Genomic DNA, 19,067 nt, shown 5'->3' on the forward strand with positions numbered 1-19,067 from the left:
ACGGCTAGGTACCGTCCGCGCCCTGCGACGGAAGACGCCGGCGCCGCGCCTGGCGATGCTTCTCGGCATGAACGGTGTCGTTTTCGTCTTCCCCGGCCAGGGTGCCCAGTGGCGCGGCATGGGAAGCGCCCTGCTGGAGCAGGAACCGGCCTTCGCCGCGGCGATCCGGGAGTGCGAGGTCGCGCTCGAACCGTATCTGGACCGATCCGTCACCGATGTACTCGCGGGCAGGGCCGGCGCCGACCGGATCGACGTCGTCCAGCCCGCCCTCTTCGCCCTCCATGTCGGGCTGGCCCGCCTGTGGGAGGCCAACGGCGTCGTGCCGGCCGCCGTGGTCGGGCACAGCCTGGGCGAGGTCGCCGCCGCGCACGTCGCGGGCGCCGTGACCCTGCGGGAGGCGGCCCGGATCGTCGGCGTCCGCAGCCGCCTCTACCGCAGGCTCAGCGGGACGGGCGCGATGGCGCTGCTCGGCCTCGGCTGGGAGGAGGCCGCCACCGTGGTCGCCGAGCAGAACGACCGGCACGGCGGACGCATCTGCCTGGCCGCCGCCAACGCGCCCGGCTCGACCGTGGTCGCCGGCGACCACGACGCCGTCCACGCGCTCGTCGAGCAGCTCCGCTGGGAGGACGTCTTCTGCCGCCTGGTCGGCGCCGACGTCGCCGGCCACAGCCACCACGTCGACCCGCTCCTGCCCGAGCTGCGCGACGCGCTGGCCGCCCTGGCGCCGGTCCCCGCCACGATCCCCCTCTGGTCGACCGTCACCGGCCGCCCCGGCACGGCGCCCGACGCCGCCTACTGGTGCCGCAACCTGCGCGAGCCCGTCCTGTTCTGGCCGGTGATCCGGCAGCTGCTGGCCGCCGGACACGACACGTTCGTCGAGCTCAGCCCGCATCCCACCCTGCTGTCCGGATTGCGCGACGTCGGCGCCCTGCTGCTGCCGTCCGTGCACAAGGAGGACGCCGCCGCCTTCGCCGGCTCCCTCGCCCGGCTGCGCGAGGTGGAGCTGACCGCGGAGGGCCCCCTGGGCGACCACCGGGTCGAGGGCCGGCCGCTCTTTCCCGGCGCCGGGTACGTGGCGGCCGCCCTGGAGCACTCGGACGCGCTGGCCGGGGTGGAGTTCCACGCCCCGCTGGTGCTGGACGTCCCGCGCCGCCTGGGCGCCGTCCTCGACGGCGACGCGATCGACCTCGTGGCGGAGGGGCGCGTGCACGCCTCGGCCTGCTGCACGACACCGGAGCCCGCGGCCGACCTGGACCTCCCGCTGATCAGGTCCCGCTGCGCCACCCGGGTCGGCGCGCGGGAGCTCTACGCGGGCTTCGAAGCCAGGGGCATGGGGTACGGGCCCGCCTTCCAGCGGGTCGAGGAGGTCTTCGCCACCCCCGGCGAGTCCCTCGCCCGCCTGCGCGCCGTACCCTCCTGCGCCGCGCCCTCCGACACAGCCGGGCCGTACCGCCTGGACATGGCGCTGATCGACGCCTGCCTGCAGGCGGCGGCGCCCGCCCTCGGCGGCGGGGACGGCCTGCTGCTGCCCCGCGCGGTGGCCCGGGTGTCGGTGCTGGGCGAGCTCGGCACGGCCCGCTGGGCGCACGCCAGGGTCACGGGAGCGGGTACGGGCACACGAGGGGGCGCGAGCGGCGGATCCGAGGGCGGGGCGGACGTGCTGCTCGGTGTCGACGCCTGCGACGAGGACGGCCGGGTCGTCCTGGCGCTGCGCGGGGTGCGGCTGCGGGCGATCGAGCGCGAGGCCGGGGCCGGCGGCTGGACGTACGCCACGCGCTGGGTGCCGGTGGAGCCCGGCATCGGCGAGCCGTTCGACGGCGTGGTCCACCGGGTCGAGCCGGGACGGCCCGCCGAGGAGGCGCTGCGGTCGCTGCTGGAGCTGGTCCAGGAGCTGGCCGCCGCGCCGGAGCCGGAGCGGTTGTGGGTGGTGACCAGGAACGCCCAGCCTGTGGAGCCCGGCGACCCGGTCGACCCCGACGCCGCCGCCGTGTGGGGGATGGCCCGCACGGTCAGGCACGAGCACCCCGAGCTGCGCTGCGCCCTGATCGACCTGGACGCCGGGCACGACCCGTCCACCTGGACCCCGGCCGGGCACGAGCCGTCCGCGCGGACCCCGGCCCCGGGCGAGCCGTCCGCGCCGGGCCAGGACGCCCCCGGTGCCGTGGACGGGCCGCCGACCTGGCACCTGGGGGGCGAGAACGAGGTCGCCCTGCGGGGCGGCAGGGCGTTCGCGCCGCGCCTCACCCCGCGACCGGCCGGGCCGCGCGGCCCGCACCGGCTCCTCCAGCGCGTCCAGAAGGACCTCGCCACCCTTTCCCTGGTCGAGGAGCCCCTGGCCGGGAAGGACCCGGCCGGGCGGGATCCGGTGGGGGAGCCCCTCGGAGGGGTTTCCTCCGGAGCGTCCCTCGCCGGAGAGGTGTCCGCCGGAGGCGTTCCCGGCGCGCCCGGAGCGGGCAAGGTGCGGATCCGGGTGCACGCCGCCGGGCTCAACTTCAACGACGTGCTGCGCGGGATCGGCATGCTGGGCGAGCAGCCCGAGCCCCTCGGCTACGGCCTGGAGTGCGCCGGCGAGGTGACCGCCGTCGGCGACGGCGTCACCGGCCTGGCCCCGGGCGACCGGGTGGCGGCCCTGGTCGCCGAGATCGGCGCGATGGCCTCGCACGTCACCGTGGACGCCCGCCTCGCCGTGCCCATCCCCGCCGACCTCGGCTTCACCGAGGCGGCGACGCTGCCCGCGGCGTACGTCACCGTGGTCTACGGCATGGAGCGGCTGGCCCGCCTGGAGGCGGGGGACCGGGTGCTGGTCCACGCCGCGGCAGGAGGCGTCGGCCAGGCGGCGGTGCGGCTGGCCCGGCGCGCGGGCGCGGAGGTCATCGCCACCGCGGGCTCTCCCGGCAAGCGGGCCTGGCTGCGGGAGCAGGGTGTCGAGCACGTCTTCGACTCGCGCTCGCTGGACTTCGCCGACCAGGTCATGGAGGTCACCGGCGGCGCCGGCGTCGACATGGTGGTCAACTGCCTGGCCGGGGAGGCCGTCGATGAGGGCCTGCGCGTCCTGGCGCCCTTCGGCCGGTTCGTGGAACTCGGCAAGCGCGACATCGCGGAGAACAGGCCGCTGCCGCTCGCGCCGTTCGCCAAGAGCCTGTCCTTCCACGCCGTGGAGGCGTTCTCGCTGGCCGGGCGGCGCCCGGAACTGGCCGGGGCGATGCTGCGCGAGGTGGTGGACGCGGTCGCGGCCGGCACGCTCGGCCCGCTGCCGGTGACGGCCTTCCCCGCGGCCGAGGCCGAGGCGGCGTTCCGCCACATGGCGTCGGCCAGGCACATCGGCAAGGTGGTCCTCACCTTCGACAGGCCCCGGCTGCGCGCCGACGGCACCTACCTGGTCACCGGCGGTCTGAGCGGTCTCGGCCTGGCCGCGGCCGAGGGCCTCGTCCGGCAGGGCGCCAGGCACCTCGCCCTGATGGGCAGGAGCGAGCCGGGCCCGGACGCGCGGGAGCGGATCGCCGCGCTGCGCGAGGAGGGCGTGCGGGTCACGGTGCTCGCCGCCGACGTCGCCGACGCGGACGCGCTGGAGAGCGCCCTCGACGGCCTCCGCGCCCAGGCGCCGCCCCTGCGCGGCGTCCTGCACGCCGCCGGGGTGCTGCGCGACCGCACGATCGCCGCCACGGACTTCGACGAGGTACGCGAGGTGCTGCGCCCCAAGGTGGACGGCACCCGCAACCTGCACCGGCTCACCTGCGGGGACCCGCTGGAGCTGTTCGTGCTGTTCTCCTCGGCGGCCGGGCTGCTGGGCTCCGGCGGCCAGGCCGGCTACGCGGCGGCCAACGCCTTCCTGGACGGCTTCGCGCACTGGCGCAGGGGGCAGGGCCTGCCCGCCACCAGCGTCGACTGGGGCGTCTGGTCGGAGATCGGGCTCGCCGCCCGGCCCGACCGGGCGGGCCGCCTCGCGGAGAAGGGCATGGGCTCGATCGACCCCGCGTCGGGGCTGCGGATCCTGGCGGGCCTGCTGGCGGAGTCGCCGGCCCAGGTCGCGGTCGTCCCCCTGGACGCCCCCGCCTGGTTCGCGCACAACCCGGGGCAGGAGCGCTGGTCGATCTTCGTCGGGCTCGCGGGCGGCCACGCCGCGACCGGCCCGCTGAGCGTCGCGACCCCCGAGGAGCTGGAGAGGGCGCTCACCGGGTGGGTGGCGGGCGTGCTGCGCACCTCCCCGGCCGCGATCGACCCGGAGGTGTCGCTGACCCGCCTCGGCCTCGACTCCCTGATGGCCGTCGAGCTGCGCAACCTCCTGGAGGCCCGGCTCGGGGTGCGGCTGCCGACCCCCGCGTTCCTCGACGGCCCGACCGTCGCCGAGCTGGCCGGGCGGGTGAGCGCTCACCTGGGGGAGCGGCCGGCCGTCGGCGACCCCGTGGCGGACGCCCGCGACCCGATGGCGGCGCGGCTGGACGCCCTGTCCGACGCCCAGGTGGACGCCCTGCTGGACGAGCTTCTCAACGACCACATCGGAGGAATGGCATGACATCTCATGATTCGGTGCTGGCGTCCCTGCTGAGCACCGTCGACGAGCACGGCGAGCGACCGGCCCTGACCTTCCTGGGCAGGGGCGGCGAGCGCACCGGGTGGACCTTCGCCGAGCTGGCCCTGCGCGCCCGCCAGGTCGCCACCCGCCTCACCGAGGCCGGCGCGTGCGGCGAGCGCGTACTCCTGGTCTGTCCCTCCTCCATCGAGTACGCGCCCGTCTTCTACGGCTGCATGCTCGCCGGAGCCGTGCCGGTGCCCGTCTACATGCCCTCCATCGCGCACTTCAGGTCGGCCTGGTCGAAGATCGCCTCCATCGCCCGCGACTCCGGCGCCGCCTACGTCGTTGCCCCCGAGCCGCTCCCCGACGCCGGCGCGCTGGAGGCCCTGCCCGGGTTCCGCGGCTGGCTGCACTTCGCCGACCTGCTCCGCGGCGACGCCGCCGACCACTGGTCGCTGCCCGCCCCGGGGGACCTGGCGTTCCTGCAGTACACCTCGGGCTCCACCGGCAACCCCAAGGGCGTCATGGTGACCCACGGCGGCCTGACCCACAACGCCCGCGCGGTGGCCTCGGCCGTCGGCGCCACCCACGAGACCACCACGGTCTCCTGGCTGCCGCTCTACCACGACATGGGGATCATCGGCTCGCTGGTGTCGCCGCTGCTGTGGGGCGCCCACGTGGTCAAGATGTCCCCGCAGGCGTTCGCGGCACAGCCGGTCGGCTGGCTGCGGGCCATCTCCGAGTACCGCGGGCACCTCTCCTACGCGCCCAACTTCGCCTACGAGCTGTGCGCCCGCAAGGTCACCGACGCCGAGCTCGCCACCCTGGACCTGAGCGGCTGGCGGGTGGCCATCAACGGCGCCGAGCCGCTCAGGTCGGCCACCCTGCGGCGCTTCGCCGAGCGGTTCGCGCCCGCCGGGTTCGACGCCTCGGCGCTGCGCGCCGGATACGGAATGGCCGAGGCCACCCTGGTGGTCTCCACCGGGCGGCTGGACGTCGCCGACCCCGGCGTCCAGGTGGGGGAGCGCCCCTACGTCCGCTGCGGCACCCCGCTGGAGGACATGACCGTCGAGATCGCCGACCCCGCCACCGGCCTGCCCTGCCCGCCCGGCGAGGTGGGCGAGGTCTGGGTGTCCGGGCCCTCGGTGGCGGACGGCTACTGGCAACGCCCCGACGCCACCGCCGAGACCTTCCACGCCCGCCTGCCGGGACGGCCGGAGAGCTTCCTGCGTACGGGAGACCTCGGCGTGCTGGACGGCGGCGACGTGGTGATCGTCGGCCGGCACAAGGACCTGATCGTCATCAACGGGGTCAACCACTATCCGCAGGACGTCGAGTACACCGTCGAGCAGGTCAGCCCCGCCGTGCGGGGCGGCTGCGGCGCCGCGTTCGCCACCGAGCCCACCGGCGACGTGCCGCAGGCCGAGGCCGCCGTGGTGGTCGCCGAGGTCACGGCTCGGAACGCCGGGAACCTCGACGAGCTGATCACCGAGATCCGCCTCGCCGTGGCCAGGGAGCACGACGTGATGCTCGACGGGGTGTTCCTGGTCGAGCCGCGCAGCGTCCCCAAGACCACCAGCGGCAAGATCCGGCGCCGCGAGTGCCGCGCGATGCTGCTGGACGGCGAGTTCACCGTGCTGGCCGGATGGACCTCGCCCGCGCTCGCGGGTGCCGGCCCGGTGGCGGCCCTGCGATGAACATCCAGGACCTGCTGGTCTCCCTGGTCGCCGAGCGCACCGGCCTGGCCGGCGTCGACGCCGACCGGCTGTTCATCGACTGCGGCATCGGATCGGCCGACGCGGTCGCGCTCGCGGCCGAGCTGGAGGCCCGGCTGGGCGTCCCGCTGCCCACGACCGTCTTCTACGACCACCCCACCCCCCGCGCGCTGGCCGCGTACCTGACCGCGTCGGCGCCGTCAGCGTCCTCGGGGTCCTCGGGGTCCTCGGGGTCCTCAGCGTCGGCGTCGTCGGCGCGGCGGTCCGGGCGGGAGGCCGCCGGGTACTCCCTCGAACCGGTGGCGATCGTCGGCATCGGCTGCCGCCTTCCGGGCGCGGACGGCCCCGGCGGCCTCTGGAGGCTGCTCGCGGACGGCGTCGACGCGGTCGGCGCGGTACCGGGGGAGCGGGCCGCGCGGCACCCTGGCTGGCGCGAGCCGGGGGTGGGCGAGGGCGGGTTCCTGCCGGACGTGGAGGCGTTCGACCCGGCGTTCTTCACGGTCAACGCTCGCGAGGCCGAGGCGATGGACCCGCAGCAGCGGATGCTGCTGGAGGTCGCCCACGAGTCCCTGCAGGACGCCGGGCTGCGCCTGGACGGCCCGGCCGGCCTGGCCGGGACCCGGACCGGCGTGTTCGCCGGCATCAGCAGCGGGGACTTCCTGGTCCGCAGCTTCTCCGGGACGGCAGAGCCCGGTCTCTACACCCCGACCGGCGTGGCGCACAGCGTGGCCGCCAACCGCATCTCCTACGTCTTCGACCTGCACGGTCCCTCGATGTCGGTCGACACCGCCTGCTCGTCGTCGCTGGTCGCCGTGCACCAGGCGGTGACGGCCCTGCAGACGGGCCAGTGCGACACCGCCCTCGCCGGCGGGGTCAACGCGATCCTCTCGCCCGACATCGGCCTGTGCTTCCGCACGGCCGGAGTGCTCGCCCCCGACGGCCGCTGCAAGTCCTTCGGAGCCGGCGCCGACGGCATGGGCCGTTCCGAGGGGGCCGTCGTGGTGACGCTCAGGCGCCTGGGCGACGCGCTCGCCGCCGGGGACCGGATCTACGCCCTCATCCGTGGCGGCGCGGTCAACAGCGACGGGCGTACCAACGGGCTGATGTCGCCGAGCGCCCCCGCGCAGGCACGGCTGCTGCGCGCGGCGTGCCACGCGGCCGGGGTCGACCCCGGCGACGTCGGCTACGTCGAGGCGCACGGCTCCGGCACCCGGCTGGGCGACCTGATGGAGCTGCGCGCCCTGTCGGAGGTGATGGGCACCACCGCCGGTCGCCGTACCCCGCTGCGGATCGGCTCGGTCAAGAGCAACGTGGGCCACCTGGAGGCCGCGGCGGGCGCGGCGGGCCTGGCCAAGCTGGCCCTGGCGCTCTTCCACGGCACGCTCCCGGCCAGCCTGCACGCCGCGAGGCCCGCCGAGGACTTCGACTGGTCCGGTGGCGGCCTGCGCGTGCAGGAGCGCCTCGAACCCTGGACCGGGCGCCTGGCCGGGGTCAGCTCCTTCGGCTTCGGCGGCACCAACGCCCACCTGATCCTGGAGACGCCCCCGGCCTCGTTCCCGTCCCCGTTCCCGGTCGCCGCTCCGGTCGCGACGGGACGTGCGGGCGAGGTCTCGGGACAGGCGCGCCCCCGGGCCCGCACCCGTCCCCGGCGGCAGGTCTGGGAGGACTGCGAGGGACTGCCCCCCGACGAGATGTGGTCGTATCCGAACAGGCCCGCGGAGCCTTCGGCTCCCACCGAGATCTCCTCCCCGAAGGGGACCGGGGAGACGGCTCCCGTGGCCTCCTCGGGCAGGCGCCACTACCTGCCGCTGTCGGCGCACACCCACACCGCGCTGCGGGAGCTGGTCGTGCGCTGGCGGGCCGCGCTGCGGGACCCGGGGCTGGACCTGGCGGCGGCCTGCCACACGGCGGGGGACCGGCGCGACCACCACGCCCACCGGGTCGGGGTGATCGGCGCCGGCGCCGCCGAGCTGGACCGCGAGCTCGACAGGGCGCTGACCGACCTGGCCGCCGCGACACCCGGCGGCGTCGCCCCGGGCGGCCTGGCCTTCGTCTTCGCCGACGAGCCGCACGCCGGTGAGCCGCACGCGGGAGAGTCGTACGCCGACGAGTCGCACGTTTGCGAGTCGTACGCCGGCGTGCCCGGTGGGTCCGCCGGGCTCGCCGACGAGTTGCGCCGGGCGGGCATCCGCCCCGACCTGGTGATCGGCCACGGCGCGGGGGAGGTCGCCGCCGCCCGCCACAGCGGTGTGCTGGCGCCCGCCGCCGCCGGCGCCGTGGCCAGGCACCGCGCCAGGCTGCTGGCAGGGCTGCCGCCCGTGCACGCCCTGCGGGTCCGGCTGGCGCGCAGGCTGGCGGAGGCCCTGTGCGCCCGCGTCGGTTCCGCGCTCACGGTGGCCGCGGTGGAGGACCCGCAGACCTGCGTCATCGTCGGCCCCCGGGCCGCTCTGGCCGCTCTGGCCGCCACCCTTTCCGCCGGGGCCGTGCTCTGCGGCGACCTCGGACCCGCCACCGCCGACCACAGCGGGCTGGCCGGGCCGCGCGCCGCCGAGCTGGAGGCGGCCCTGGAGGGGCTGCCCGCCAACGTCGGGGAGACGGCGTCGCTGTCGACGCTCACCGGCGGGCCGATCGACGGCCGCGCGCAGGGCGCCGGGTACTGGGCACGCCACCTGGCCGGGCCGAGCCTGCTCGGTGACGCGCTCGCCGGCGCGCTGGACCGGGGCGTGCGCACCTTCGTGGAGATCGGCGCCGTGGGACTCGGCCCCCGGCTGCGCGGAGTCGCGGGCGGCAGGCGGGCCCGCGTGGTGCGCTGCGCCGCCGCGAGCGACCTGCCCGGCGTGCTGATCCGCCTGTACGAGCTCGGCCACGACCCCGACTGGGCCGCGCTCAACCCGCCGGGGGCGGTGACGTCCATCCCGCTGCTCCCCTGGTCCCGGGACTGGTCCGCTCCGCTTCCCCCGCCGTCCCCGGCCGGTCCGGTGACCGCCGTTCCCCAGGAGGTGACCGCATGAGCACCGTCGAGACGGCTCGATCGGGAGACGGCGGCGTGGACGCCGTCCCGTACGAGGAGCCACGGACGGGGGACGACGGTGTGAGCACCGTTCTGCACGAGGTGGCCCGCCAGGTGGAACGCACGCCTGACGCGCTCGCGGCGCTCGACCCGGGCTCCGAGATCACCTACGGACGGCTCGCCGCCCGCGCCGGAGAGGTGGCCCGCGCCCTGCGGGACCGGGGCGTGCGCCCGGGAGACGTGGTCGGCGTCGCGCTGCCCCGCTCCGCCGACTACGTGGCCGCGATCCTGGGCCTGTGGCAGGCCGGCGCGGTCTTCCTGCCCCTCGACCTCGCGCTGCCGCCCGAGCGGCTCCGCTTCCAGCAGGAGCAGGCGGGCATGAGCCTGCTCCTCGACCGCCTGCCCCCCGCGGAGGGCGCTCGTGAACCGGGAACCGGGGAGGCGCGGGAGCCGCGGGAGCCACGGCCGGGACTTGAGGGGGCGCCGGGCGGCGCGGAGGCGCCCGAGCCGCCCGATGGCGGCGAGCCCGAGCCGCGAGACGGCGCGTACCGGCTGCCGACCGGTGACGTCCGTCCCGAGCAGTGCGCGTACGTGATGTTCACCTCCGGCTCCACCGGGCGGCCGAAGGCGGTGCGGGTCTCGCACGCCTCGCTGCACAACTGCGTGCGGGCCGTCGTCGAGCTGCTCGCCCCCGGCCCCGCCGACCGGTACGCCGCGAACCAGACCTTCTCCTTCGACATCTCGCTGCTGGAGATGTTCGTCCCGCTCTGCCACGGCGGCGCGACCCTGGTGACCTCCGAGGCGCTGCAGGCCGACCCCGGGCGGCTGGTGGGCTGGCTGGAGCAGCACGGCGTCACCGTCGTGCACGCCACCCCCACCGCCTGGCGCGCGCTGCTGCCGCACCTGACGCAGGGGCGCGAGGCGCTGCAGGCCGTCTGCGGCGGCGAGGTGCTGACCGCGCGGCTCGCCGCCGAGCTGGCCAGGCACGCCGGGCGCGTCTGGAACTTCTACGGCCCCACCGAGGTCACCGTGTGGTGCACCGCCGGGCTCGTGGACGCGGCGGAGCCCGACCCGCTGCCGGTGGGCAGGCCGCTGGCCGGCTACCGCGTCCTCGTGCTCGGCGACGACGGCGCGCGGGTGCCGGACGGCGAGCAGGGCGAGATCCACGTCGGCGGGCGCGGCGTGGCCCTCGGCTACGGCGGCGCCCCCGAGCTGACCGCCGAGCGGTTCTTCGACCACCCCGAGCACGGCAGGCTCTACCGGACCGGCGACCTGGGGCGGCTGCGCCCCGACGGGCAACTGAGGTTCGACGGGCGCCGCGACCGCCAGGTGCAGCTGCGCGGCTACCGGATCGAGCTGGGCGAGATCGAGTCCGTGGCGCAGGAGCACCCGCTGGTCGAACTGGCCGCCGCGCACGTCGTGGACGGTGTGGCCGGTGTGGACGGTGCTGACGGCGACCTGCTGCTGTTCGCCCAGGGAGGCGTCACCCCCCGGGCGCTGCGCAAGCACCTGGCCGCCCACCTGCCCTCGTACATGATCCCCGCCAGGATCGACGTGCGCGGCGCCTTCCCGCTGACCCCCACCAAGAAGATCGACCGCGTCGCGCTGCTGGCGTCGGCGAACCGATAGGAGAAGTCGTGGCCGGATTGCACGAGCTGGTCGAAGCCCAGGTGGAGCGGACCCCGCACGCCGTGGCCGTCATCGACGCCGACGGCAACACCCTCACCTACCGCCAGCTGGAGCGGCGCGCCAACCAGCTCGCCCACCACCTGCGCGACCTGGGAGTGGTCGCCGACACCCCCGTGGCGGTGTGCGTGCACCGGGGGCTGGACCTGGTCATCGCGCTGCACGGGATCCTCAAGGCCGGTGGCGCCTACCTGCCGGTCGACCCCGACGCGCCGCCCGCCCGGGTGCGGCTCATGCTCGCCGAGGGCGCGGTGCCGTTCGCGGTGGGGGAGCAGGCGCTCGCCCACCTGCTGCCCGGCGACATCACCCGTGTCGTGCTGCTCGACCGCGACAGCGAGCTGATCGACGGCCGGCCGGTGACGCCCCCCGGCGCCGGGACGCGCCCGGACCACCTGGTCTCCCTCTACTACACCTCCGGCTCGACGGGCACGCCCAAGGGGGTGGCCAGCACCCACGGGGGCTGGGTCAACCGGATGCGGTGGATGCAGGCCGAGCACCGCCTCGAACCCGGCGAGACCGTGCTGCACAAGACGACGCTGAGCTTCGACGACTCGGCCGTGGAGGTGTTCTGGCCGCTGTCGGCCGGCGGTGTGGTGGCGATCCTGCCGCCGGGCGAGCACCGGGACCCGGTCGCGCTGCTGGAGGCCACCCTCCGCTTCGGCGCCGCGGTGGTGCAGTTCGTGCCCAGCATGCTCTCCCTGTTCCTGGAGGCGCACCGCAGGGCCGGGCTGCCGCCGCTGCCGCACCTGCGCCACGTGGTCTCCAGCGGGGAGGCGCTGACCGCGCCCCTGGCCCTCGCCTTCCACGAGCAGATCGGCCTGTACGGCTGCCGCCTGCACAACCAGTGGGGCGCCACCGAGGTGTCGATCGACTCCACCCTGTACACCTACGACCCGCACGACCCGCACGCCGGCCCGGTCGTCTCCATCGGGGCGCCCTTCACCGGCAACACCGTGCACGTGCTGGACGAGGCCGGGGAGCCCGTACCCGACGGCGAGGCGGGGGAGCTGTTCATCGGCGGGATCGGCCTGGCGCGCGGCTACCACCGCAGGCCCGCGCTGACCGCCGAGCGCTTCCTGCCCGACCCGTACGGCCCGCCGGGATCGCGGCTGTACCGCACCGGGGACCTGGGGCGGCGCCGCCCCGACGGCGCCCTGGACTTCCTCGGCCGCACCGACCACCAGGTCAAGATCCGCGGCGTCCGGGTCGAGCTGGGCGAGATCGAGGCCACCCTGGACGCCCACCCGGCCGTCCGGCGGTCCGCCGTCACGGTCACCGGGGAGCGGCTGCTTGCCTACGTCGTCGCCTCGGAGACCGATCCCGGCACCGGCTCCAGCCCCGACCCGGTGGAACTTCGCGCCCACCTCGCCGAGCGGCTTCCCCCGTACCTCATCCCCGCGCAGATCGCGGTGATCGCCGAGATGCCGCTGACCACCAGCGGCAAGGTCGACCGGGCCGCGCTGCCGGAGATCGTCGCGCCCGCCGAGCGGCCCGAGGGCAGGCCCCCGGTCACTCCCGTGCAGAAGACGCTCGCCGCGATCTGGGCCGACGTCCTGGACCTGGACCAGGTGTGCCTGGACGACAACTTCTTCGAGCTGGGCGGCAACTCGCTGCTCGCCACCCAGGTCATGTTCCGCATCCAGGACGACCTGCGCATCGACTTCCCGCTCTACCTGCTGTTCTCCGCCGAGTCGCTGGAGGAGCTGGCCGAGGAGGTGGCCGAGACCCGCGCCGAGCAGCTCCCGCCGCTGCCGCGCGCCTCCCGCGAGGGGCCGCTGCCGCTCTCCTACGGCCAGGAACGCCTGTGGTTCCTGCACCGGCTGGCCCCCGCCTCGACCGCGTACAACGTGCCGACCGCCTGCCGCCTGCACGGCCGCCTCGACGTGGCGGCGTTCCGCCAGGCGTTCGACGAGCTGGTCGCGCGGCACGAGATCCTGCGCACCCGCTACGTCGAGAGCCCCGAGGGGATCCCCGAGGTGCGCATCGACGCCAGGGGACCCCGGCTGGCGGTGGGCAGCGCGCCCGGCGAGACCCGCATCGCCCGTGAGAGCGCCGCCTCCGACGCCCTGCAGGCCGACTGGGACGAGCCGTTCGACTTCGCCGCCGCCGCGCCGGTGCGGGCCAGGCTGACCAGGCTGGACGACTACGAGCACGTCTTCTCCATGGTCGTCCACCACATCGGCTACGACGCGGGCTCCGAGCAGCTGTTCTGGCAGGAGCTGGCCACCCTGTACGAGGCCGCGCTGTCCGGCCGGCCCGCCGTGCTGCCCGAGCCGGCCGCCCAGTACGCCGACTACGCCGCCTGGCAGCGCGGCCAGGCGGCCGACGGCGAGCAGCTCGACTACTGGCGCGGCCGGCTGGCCGGGCTCGTCCCGGCGGAGCTGCCCATAGACCGGCCCCGGCCGCCCGTGCAGACCTACGCGGGCGCCAGGACCTCCTTCATGATCGAGGAACGGGTCACCGAGGAGCTGCGCGGGCTCAGCCGGGAGGCGGGCACGACGCTCTTCGCCGCCCTGCTCGGCGCGTTCCAGGCCACGCTCTCCCAGGCCTGCGGCGGCGACGTCGCGGTGGGCTCCCCGGTGCCCGGCCGCACCCGCCCGGAGACCGAGCAGATGATCGGCTTCTTCGCCAACACGCTGGTGCTGCGCACCCCTTGCGGCGGCGACCCGACCTTCGCCGAGCTGCTGGAGCGTGTCCGCGAGGTCGTCCACGGCGCCTACGCCCACCAGGACGTCCCGTTCGAGCGGCTGGTCCAGGCGCTGCGCCCGCCGCGCCGCCCCGGCCGCACCCCGTTCTTCGACGTCATCTTCAACGGCGTCCCGCTCAGCGCGCTCACCGGCGCCGAGAGCGTGCGCCTGCCCCAGCTGACGGTGACCCCCATCGACCTGGCGACGCGTACCACGGTCGCCGACCTCGTCTGCTCGGTCGCGGAGACCCCGGACTCGATCATCGGCGAGGTCGCCTACAACACCGGCCTGTTCGACGGACCCACCGTCGAGGGCCTGGTGGATGCATGGCTGCATCTGCTGGGAGCGGCGGTGCGCGAACCGCACGCGCCGCTCTCGGCACTGTCACCGGTCCCCCATGCGTGAACGGAAGTTCGAGATGCTGCGCACGATGTTCAAATCCAAGATCCACCGAGCGACCGTCACCCACGCCGACCTGCACTACGTCGGTTCGGTGACGATCGACGAGAACCTGATGGACGCCGCCGACCTGCTGGAGGGTGAGCAGGTGGCGATCGTCGACATCACCAACGGCGCCCGCCTGGAGACGTACGTCATTACCGGCGAGCGCGGCAGCGGGGTGATCGGCATCAACGGCGCCGCCGCCCACCTGGTCTCGCCGGGGGACATGGTGATCCTGATCTCCTACGGCCAGTACTCGGGCGGCGAGCTGCCGGGCTACCGGCCCCGGGTCGTCCACGTGGACGGCACCAACCGGATCGTCGACGTCGACCACGACCCGTCCCGCCCGGTACCGGGCGCGGAGGACCAGCTCGTGCCCGCGGGCGCGGCGAGGAGATCACGATGAGCACGCCCACGCACACCTCCGGCCAAGCGTCCACGCACGCCTCTGTTCAAGCGTCCGTGCACACCTCCGTCCAGTCCGTCCAGCGGGCCCTGGCCGACGACTGGGCGCTGCTGCTCGGCCTGGACGACGTCGGCCCCGACGACGACTTCTTCGAGGCCGGAGGGCACTCGCTGGTCGCCGTCCAGATCGTCGCCAGGATCCGGGCGCGGCACGGCGTCGAGGTCCCGGTCGCCGACGTGTTCACCTACCCGACGGTGGGCGAGCTCGCCCAGGTGGTCGTCGGGATGCTGGAGGCCGGGACGTCACCCTCGTTGTCGCCACTGGGGGTGGAAGGTGCCGGTCGCAGCGCCTGAGACGCCCCTGACCGGGGTGCCGCTGTCGTACGCCCAGGAACGCATGTGGCTCGGCCACCAGCTCGACCCGGCGGGCACGGAGTACAACGTGTGCCTGGCACTGCGCCTGCGCGGCACGCCGGACGTCCCGGCGCTCGCCGGGGCGCTCGGCGACCTCGTCGCCCGCCACCAGGTCCTGCGCACCGTCTACGCGAGCGCCGGCGGGCTGCCGGTGGCGTCGGTGCTGCCACCGGCCCCCGTCGAGCTGCCCGTGTGCCCCGCGGAGTCGGAGGAGGCGGTCCGCGAGACGGCCGCCGCCGAGGCGCGGCGGCCGTTCGACCTGACGGCGGGGCCGGTGCTGCGCGCCCGGCTCGCTCGCCTGGCCGGCGACGACCACGTCCTGGTGCTCACCGTGCACCACATCGCCTTCGACGAGTGGTCGATGGGCGTGTTCCTCCGCGAGCTCGACGCCCTCTACCGGGCCCGCGCCGAGGGCCTGCCGGACCCGCTGCCCCCGCTGCCCGCCTCCTACGACGAGGTCGTGGCGGCCGAGCGGGCGGCCGACCTCGGGCCCGCCCGCAGACACTGGCGGGCCGCCCTGGCCGGGCTCCCCGGGCTCGACCTGCCCGCCGACCACGTACCCGTCTCCGAAACCTCCGCGCGGGGCGCCGTCGTCACCTTCACTGTCCCCGCGGCGACGGCCGCCGCGCTCGGCGCCGTCGCCCGGCGCTGCCGGGCCACCCCCTACATGGCCGGGCTCGCCGCGTTCGCCGCCCTGCTGTCGCGCCACTGCGGTCAGGACGACGTCGCGATCGGCAGCACCGTCGCCAACCGCGCCACGCCGCACTCCGAGCACCTGGTCGGGGCCTTCTTCAACACCGTCGTGATGCGCGCCGACCTGTCGGGCGACCCGAGCTTCACCGAGCTGCTGCGCCGCACCCGCGCCTACTGCCTGGACGCCCTCACCCACCAGCACCTGCCGTACCCGATGCAGGTCGAGGGCCGCACCCCGCCGTTCCGCGTCCTGTACGAGATGCACGCCGGCCTGGGAGGCGCCACGGCGCTCGGGGACCTGGCCGTGGAGCCGTTCGAGTTCCCCGACACCGCCGCCAAGTACGACCTCGCCCTGTCCCTGATGCCCGGGGACGGGCACCTGGTGGGACATCTCACCTACCGCACCGACCTGTTCGAGCCGGGCACCGCGCGGCGGCTCACCGAGTCCTTCGTCCACCTGCTCGCCCAGGCCGCGGCCTCGCCCGACGCGCCGCTCGCCACCCTGGAGATCCTCCCGCCCGGCCGGCGCGAGGCGCTGCTCGCGGCCTGCCGGGGGCCGGAACCGCTGGGCCCGCTCGACGCCCGCGCCCACGAGCTCTTCGAACGGCAGGCCCGGCTCACGCCCCAGGCCCTCGCGCTGACCTTCGGCGCCGTCCGGCTGAGCTACCGGGAGCTGAACGCCAGGGCCAACCGGATCGCGCACTGGCTGCGCGGCCGGGGCATGAGCACCGAGAGCGTCGTCGCCGTCCGCCTCGAACGCTCCGACTGGCTCGTCGCCGCCTTCCTCGGCGTGTGGAAGGCCGGGGCCGCCTACCTGCCGCTCGACCCCGGGCTGCCCGCCGAGCGGCTGGACCACATGGTCGCCGACTCCGGCGCCCGCCTGGTCCTGGACGACATGGCGGTCCTGGAGGCCGAGACCGCCGGGTACCCCTCCGACGACCCCGGGACGACCGGCACGCCGGAGAGCATGGCGTACCTCATCTACACCTCCGGCTCCACCGGCAGGCCCAAGGGCGTCATGGTCCCGCACCGGGGCCTGGTGAACTTCCTGCGCTGGTGCGTGGCCGCCTACGCCGTCGGCGGGGTGGGGGGCGCCCCGCTGTTCTCCTCCGTCGCCTACGACATGGTCGTGCCCAACGTCTACACGCCGCTGGTGGTCGGCCAGTGCCTGCACGTCGCGGCCGAGGACACCGCGCTGGACGAGCTGGGCGCCGCCCTGTCGGAGCGGCCGTACGGGTTCGTCAAGCTCACCCCCGGACACCTGGAGGTCCTGGCGGGGCAGCTGTCCGCGGAGCAGGCCGCGGGACTGGCCGGGGTCCTGGTGGTGGGCGCCGACGCCTTCCCCAGCCGGGCGCTGGCGTTCTGGCAGGCGCTGGACCCGGCGCCGGTGCTCCTCAATGAGTACGGCCCGACCGAGGCGTCCGTCGCCAACTGCGTGCACACCGTGACCGGCCCGATCGGCGGCGAGCTGGTCCCCATCGGCAGGCCCATCCCCGGCACCACGATGTACGTGCTGGACGACGCGATGCGGCCGCTCCCGATGGGGGTGCCCGGCGAGCTGTACATCGGCGGCGAGTGCGTGGTGCGCGGCTACCACGGCAGGCCCGCGCTGACCGCCGAGCGCTTCCTGCCCGACCCCTTCGGCGCGCCGGGCTCACGGCTCTACCGTACGGGCGACCTGGGCAGGCTCCGGGCCGACGGGGAGTTCGAGTTCCTCGGCAGGATCGACGACCAGGTGAAGATAAGGGGGTTCCGTGTCGAACCGGGAGAGGTCGAGGCCGCCCTGGACGAACTGCCGGGGGTCGAGCAGTCGGTGGTCGTCGCCGCCCCCTGGCCCGGGACCGGAGCCGGGGTCGGAGCCGGGGTCGGACCTGGAGCGGGAAACGGATCCGCGGGACCTGGAGCCGGACCCGTACGGGAGGGCGGACCCGGCGGGTTCGGTGAGGGATCCGGCGCCAGACCCGGTGGCGGATCCGGTACCGGACGCAGGCTCGTCGCCTACGTCGTCGGTACCGCCACGGCGGCCGAGATGCGCGCGGGCCTGGCCCGGAGCCTGCCCGAGTACATGGTGCCCTCGGTCTTCGTGCCGCTGCCCGCGATCCCGCTCAACCGCAACGGGAAGGTGGACCGATCCGCGCTGCCGGAGGTGAGCGCCGCCACCGCGCGGGACACGGCGGGGAGCACGGCGGAGGCGCCCGTTCCGCCCCGGCCGCGCACCGCCGTCGAGGGGCAGATCGCCGACCTCATCGCGGGACTGCTCGGGATCGGCTCCGACGACGTCGGCGCGGACGAGGACCTGTTCGCCAGGGGCATCGACTCGCTCGGCGCGGTACGGCTGATGGCCGGGGTGGAGCAGCGGCTGGGCGTGAAGGTCAAGCTCCGCAAGTTCCTCGCCAACGCCACCGTCAGCGGCCTCGCCACCCTCGTTTCGGCCGCCGTTCCCGACCGGCTCTCCGGGCACCGCCCCGATCCCGGCCAGGATCCCGGCCGGGCCCCTGAACAGGATCGTGGCCCTGGCCCCGGCGACAACCCTGGTCACGACCGCGACCCTGACCGCGGTTCGGGTCACGGTTCCGGCTACGGCCCCGCTCACGACTCCGGTCCCGGGTCCGCTTCCGGTGACGTTCGCGGACGGTCCGAGGGACGCGCCGGCGAGCGGGAGGCCGACGCCTCTCCCACCGCCCGGCTTCCCGTGATCACCCCGCTGGCCGTGTCCTCGCCTGTCGGGGATCCGCTCTACTGCTTCCACCCCCTCGGCGGCTCCGCGCTCTGCTACGCGGGGCTGGCGGCCAGGCTCGCCGCGCACCGGCCCGTCTACGCGCTGCAGGCGCTGGAGTCGGGGGTGAGCGCCGGTTCGCTGCCGGACATGGCCGCCACGTACGCCGGGGAGCTGGCCGGGTCCGGGCTGGACCCGACGCGTCCGTACACGCTCGCGGGCTGGTCGGCGGGCGGGGTGCTGGCCTTCGAGACGGCCAGGAGGCTCCAGGCGCTCGGCCACCGCGTCGACCACGTGGTGCTGATCGACTCGGTGCTGCCCGAGGTGTTCGTGACCGACCTCCTGGGCGAGCTGGCGGAGCTGGAGGCGCTGATCGACCGGCTGGCCCCGCTGGGGGCGTCCGAGGCCGGGCAGGCCCTGCTCGACTCGCAGGTGGGATTCTTCGCGGGCCTGGGCATGACGCCCTCCCAGGTGGCCGCCTACCACGAGGCGTACGGGCCGGGGCTGCTGCGGCTGTGGCGCGACAGCCTGCGCGGGCTGGCCGACTACCGCGCCGGATGGTTCCACGGGCGGGTGACGCTGCTGACCAGCGGGCTCCACCCGCCCAAGCTGCGGGCCGTCCAGGAGGCCGGGTGGCGGCAGACCGTCTCGGACCTGACCGTGCACGAGATCCGAGGTGAGCACCACGAACTCCTGCGCGCCCCGCACGTCGACCAGATCAGCCGCCTCCTCGCCACCTGAGGTTCGCCCCCCGAGCGGGGGCGTGGTTCCCCCGGACGACCGGCGG

Annotated in this window: 8 protein-coding genes; all 8 read left to right on the forward strand. The window is 75.5% G+C overall.

All coding sequences use genetic code 11. The features are described from left to right. Window positions 1-67 precede the first annotated feature (67 nt). From ACTOQ2_RS23465 to ACTOQ2_RS23500, 8 genes are read left to right on the forward strand one after another with little or no spacing between them, the layout of a single operon-like run. Window positions 68-4,513, forward strand: a complete 4,446-nt coding sequence (locus ACTOQ2_RS23465; RefSeq protein ID WP_440102175.1) for an SDR family NAD(P)-dependent oxidoreductase — start codon at window positions 68-70, stop codon at window positions 4,511-4,513. After that, on the forward strand, window positions 4,510-6,210 hold the full coding sequence (locus ACTOQ2_RS23470) for a fatty acyl-AMP ligase (protein WP_440102176.1): 1,701 nt from the start codon (window positions 4,510-4,512) through the stop codon (window positions 6,208-6,210). The genes ACTOQ2_RS23465 and ACTOQ2_RS23470 overlap by 4 nt, the downstream gene beginning before the upstream one ends. Continuing rightward, complete coding sequence (locus ACTOQ2_RS23475; RefSeq protein WP_440102177.1) at window positions 6,207-9,239, forward strand: type I polyketide synthase; 3,033 nt, start codon at window positions 6,207-6,209, stop codon at window positions 9,237-9,239. Before ACTOQ2_RS23470 ends, ACTOQ2_RS23475 begins: the two co-directional genes overlap by 4 nt. Continuing rightward, window positions 9,236-10,867 carry an amino acid adenylation domain-containing protein gene (locus tag ACTOQ2_RS23480; protein ID WP_440102179.1) on the forward strand — a complete coding sequence of 544 codons (1,632 nt, stop codon included), beginning with the start codon at window positions 9,236-9,238 and terminating at the stop codon, window positions 10,865-10,867. The genes ACTOQ2_RS23475 and ACTOQ2_RS23480 overlap by 4 nt, the downstream gene beginning before the upstream one ends. 8 nt (window positions 10,868-10,875) lie before the next feature. After that, window positions 10,876-14,016 carry an amino acid adenylation domain-containing protein gene (locus ACTOQ2_RS23485; RefSeq protein ID WP_440102181.1) on the forward strand — a complete coding sequence of 1,047 codons (3,141 nt, stop codon included), beginning with the start codon at window positions 10,876-10,878 and terminating at the stop codon, window positions 14,014-14,016. A gap of 13 nt (window positions 14,017-14,029) precedes the next feature. After that, on the forward strand, window positions 14,030-14,458 hold the full coding sequence (gene panD, locus ACTOQ2_RS23490; protein WP_440070382.1) for an aspartate 1-decarboxylase: 429 nt from the start codon (window positions 14,030-14,032) through the stop codon (window positions 14,456-14,458). Next, window positions 14,455-14,811, forward strand: coding sequence for an acyl carrier protein (locus ACTOQ2_RS23495; protein WP_440102183.1), 357 nt, complete (start codon window positions 14,455-14,457; stop codon window positions 14,809-14,811). The genes panD and ACTOQ2_RS23495 overlap by 4 nt, the downstream gene beginning before the upstream one ends. Next, complete coding sequence (locus ACTOQ2_RS23500; RefSeq protein WP_440102185.1) at window positions 14,792-19,021, forward strand: non-ribosomal peptide synthetase; 4,230 nt, start codon at window positions 14,792-14,794, stop codon at window positions 19,019-19,021. Before ACTOQ2_RS23495 ends, ACTOQ2_RS23500 begins: the two co-directional genes overlap by 20 nt. Window positions 19,022-19,067: the final 46 nt, after the last annotated feature.

This window comes from Streptosporangium sp. H16 (genome assembly GCF_051918855.1).
In the GTDB taxonomy this organism is placed as follows: Bacteria; Actinomycetota; Actinomycetes; order Streptosporangiales; family Streptosporangiaceae; genus Streptosporangium.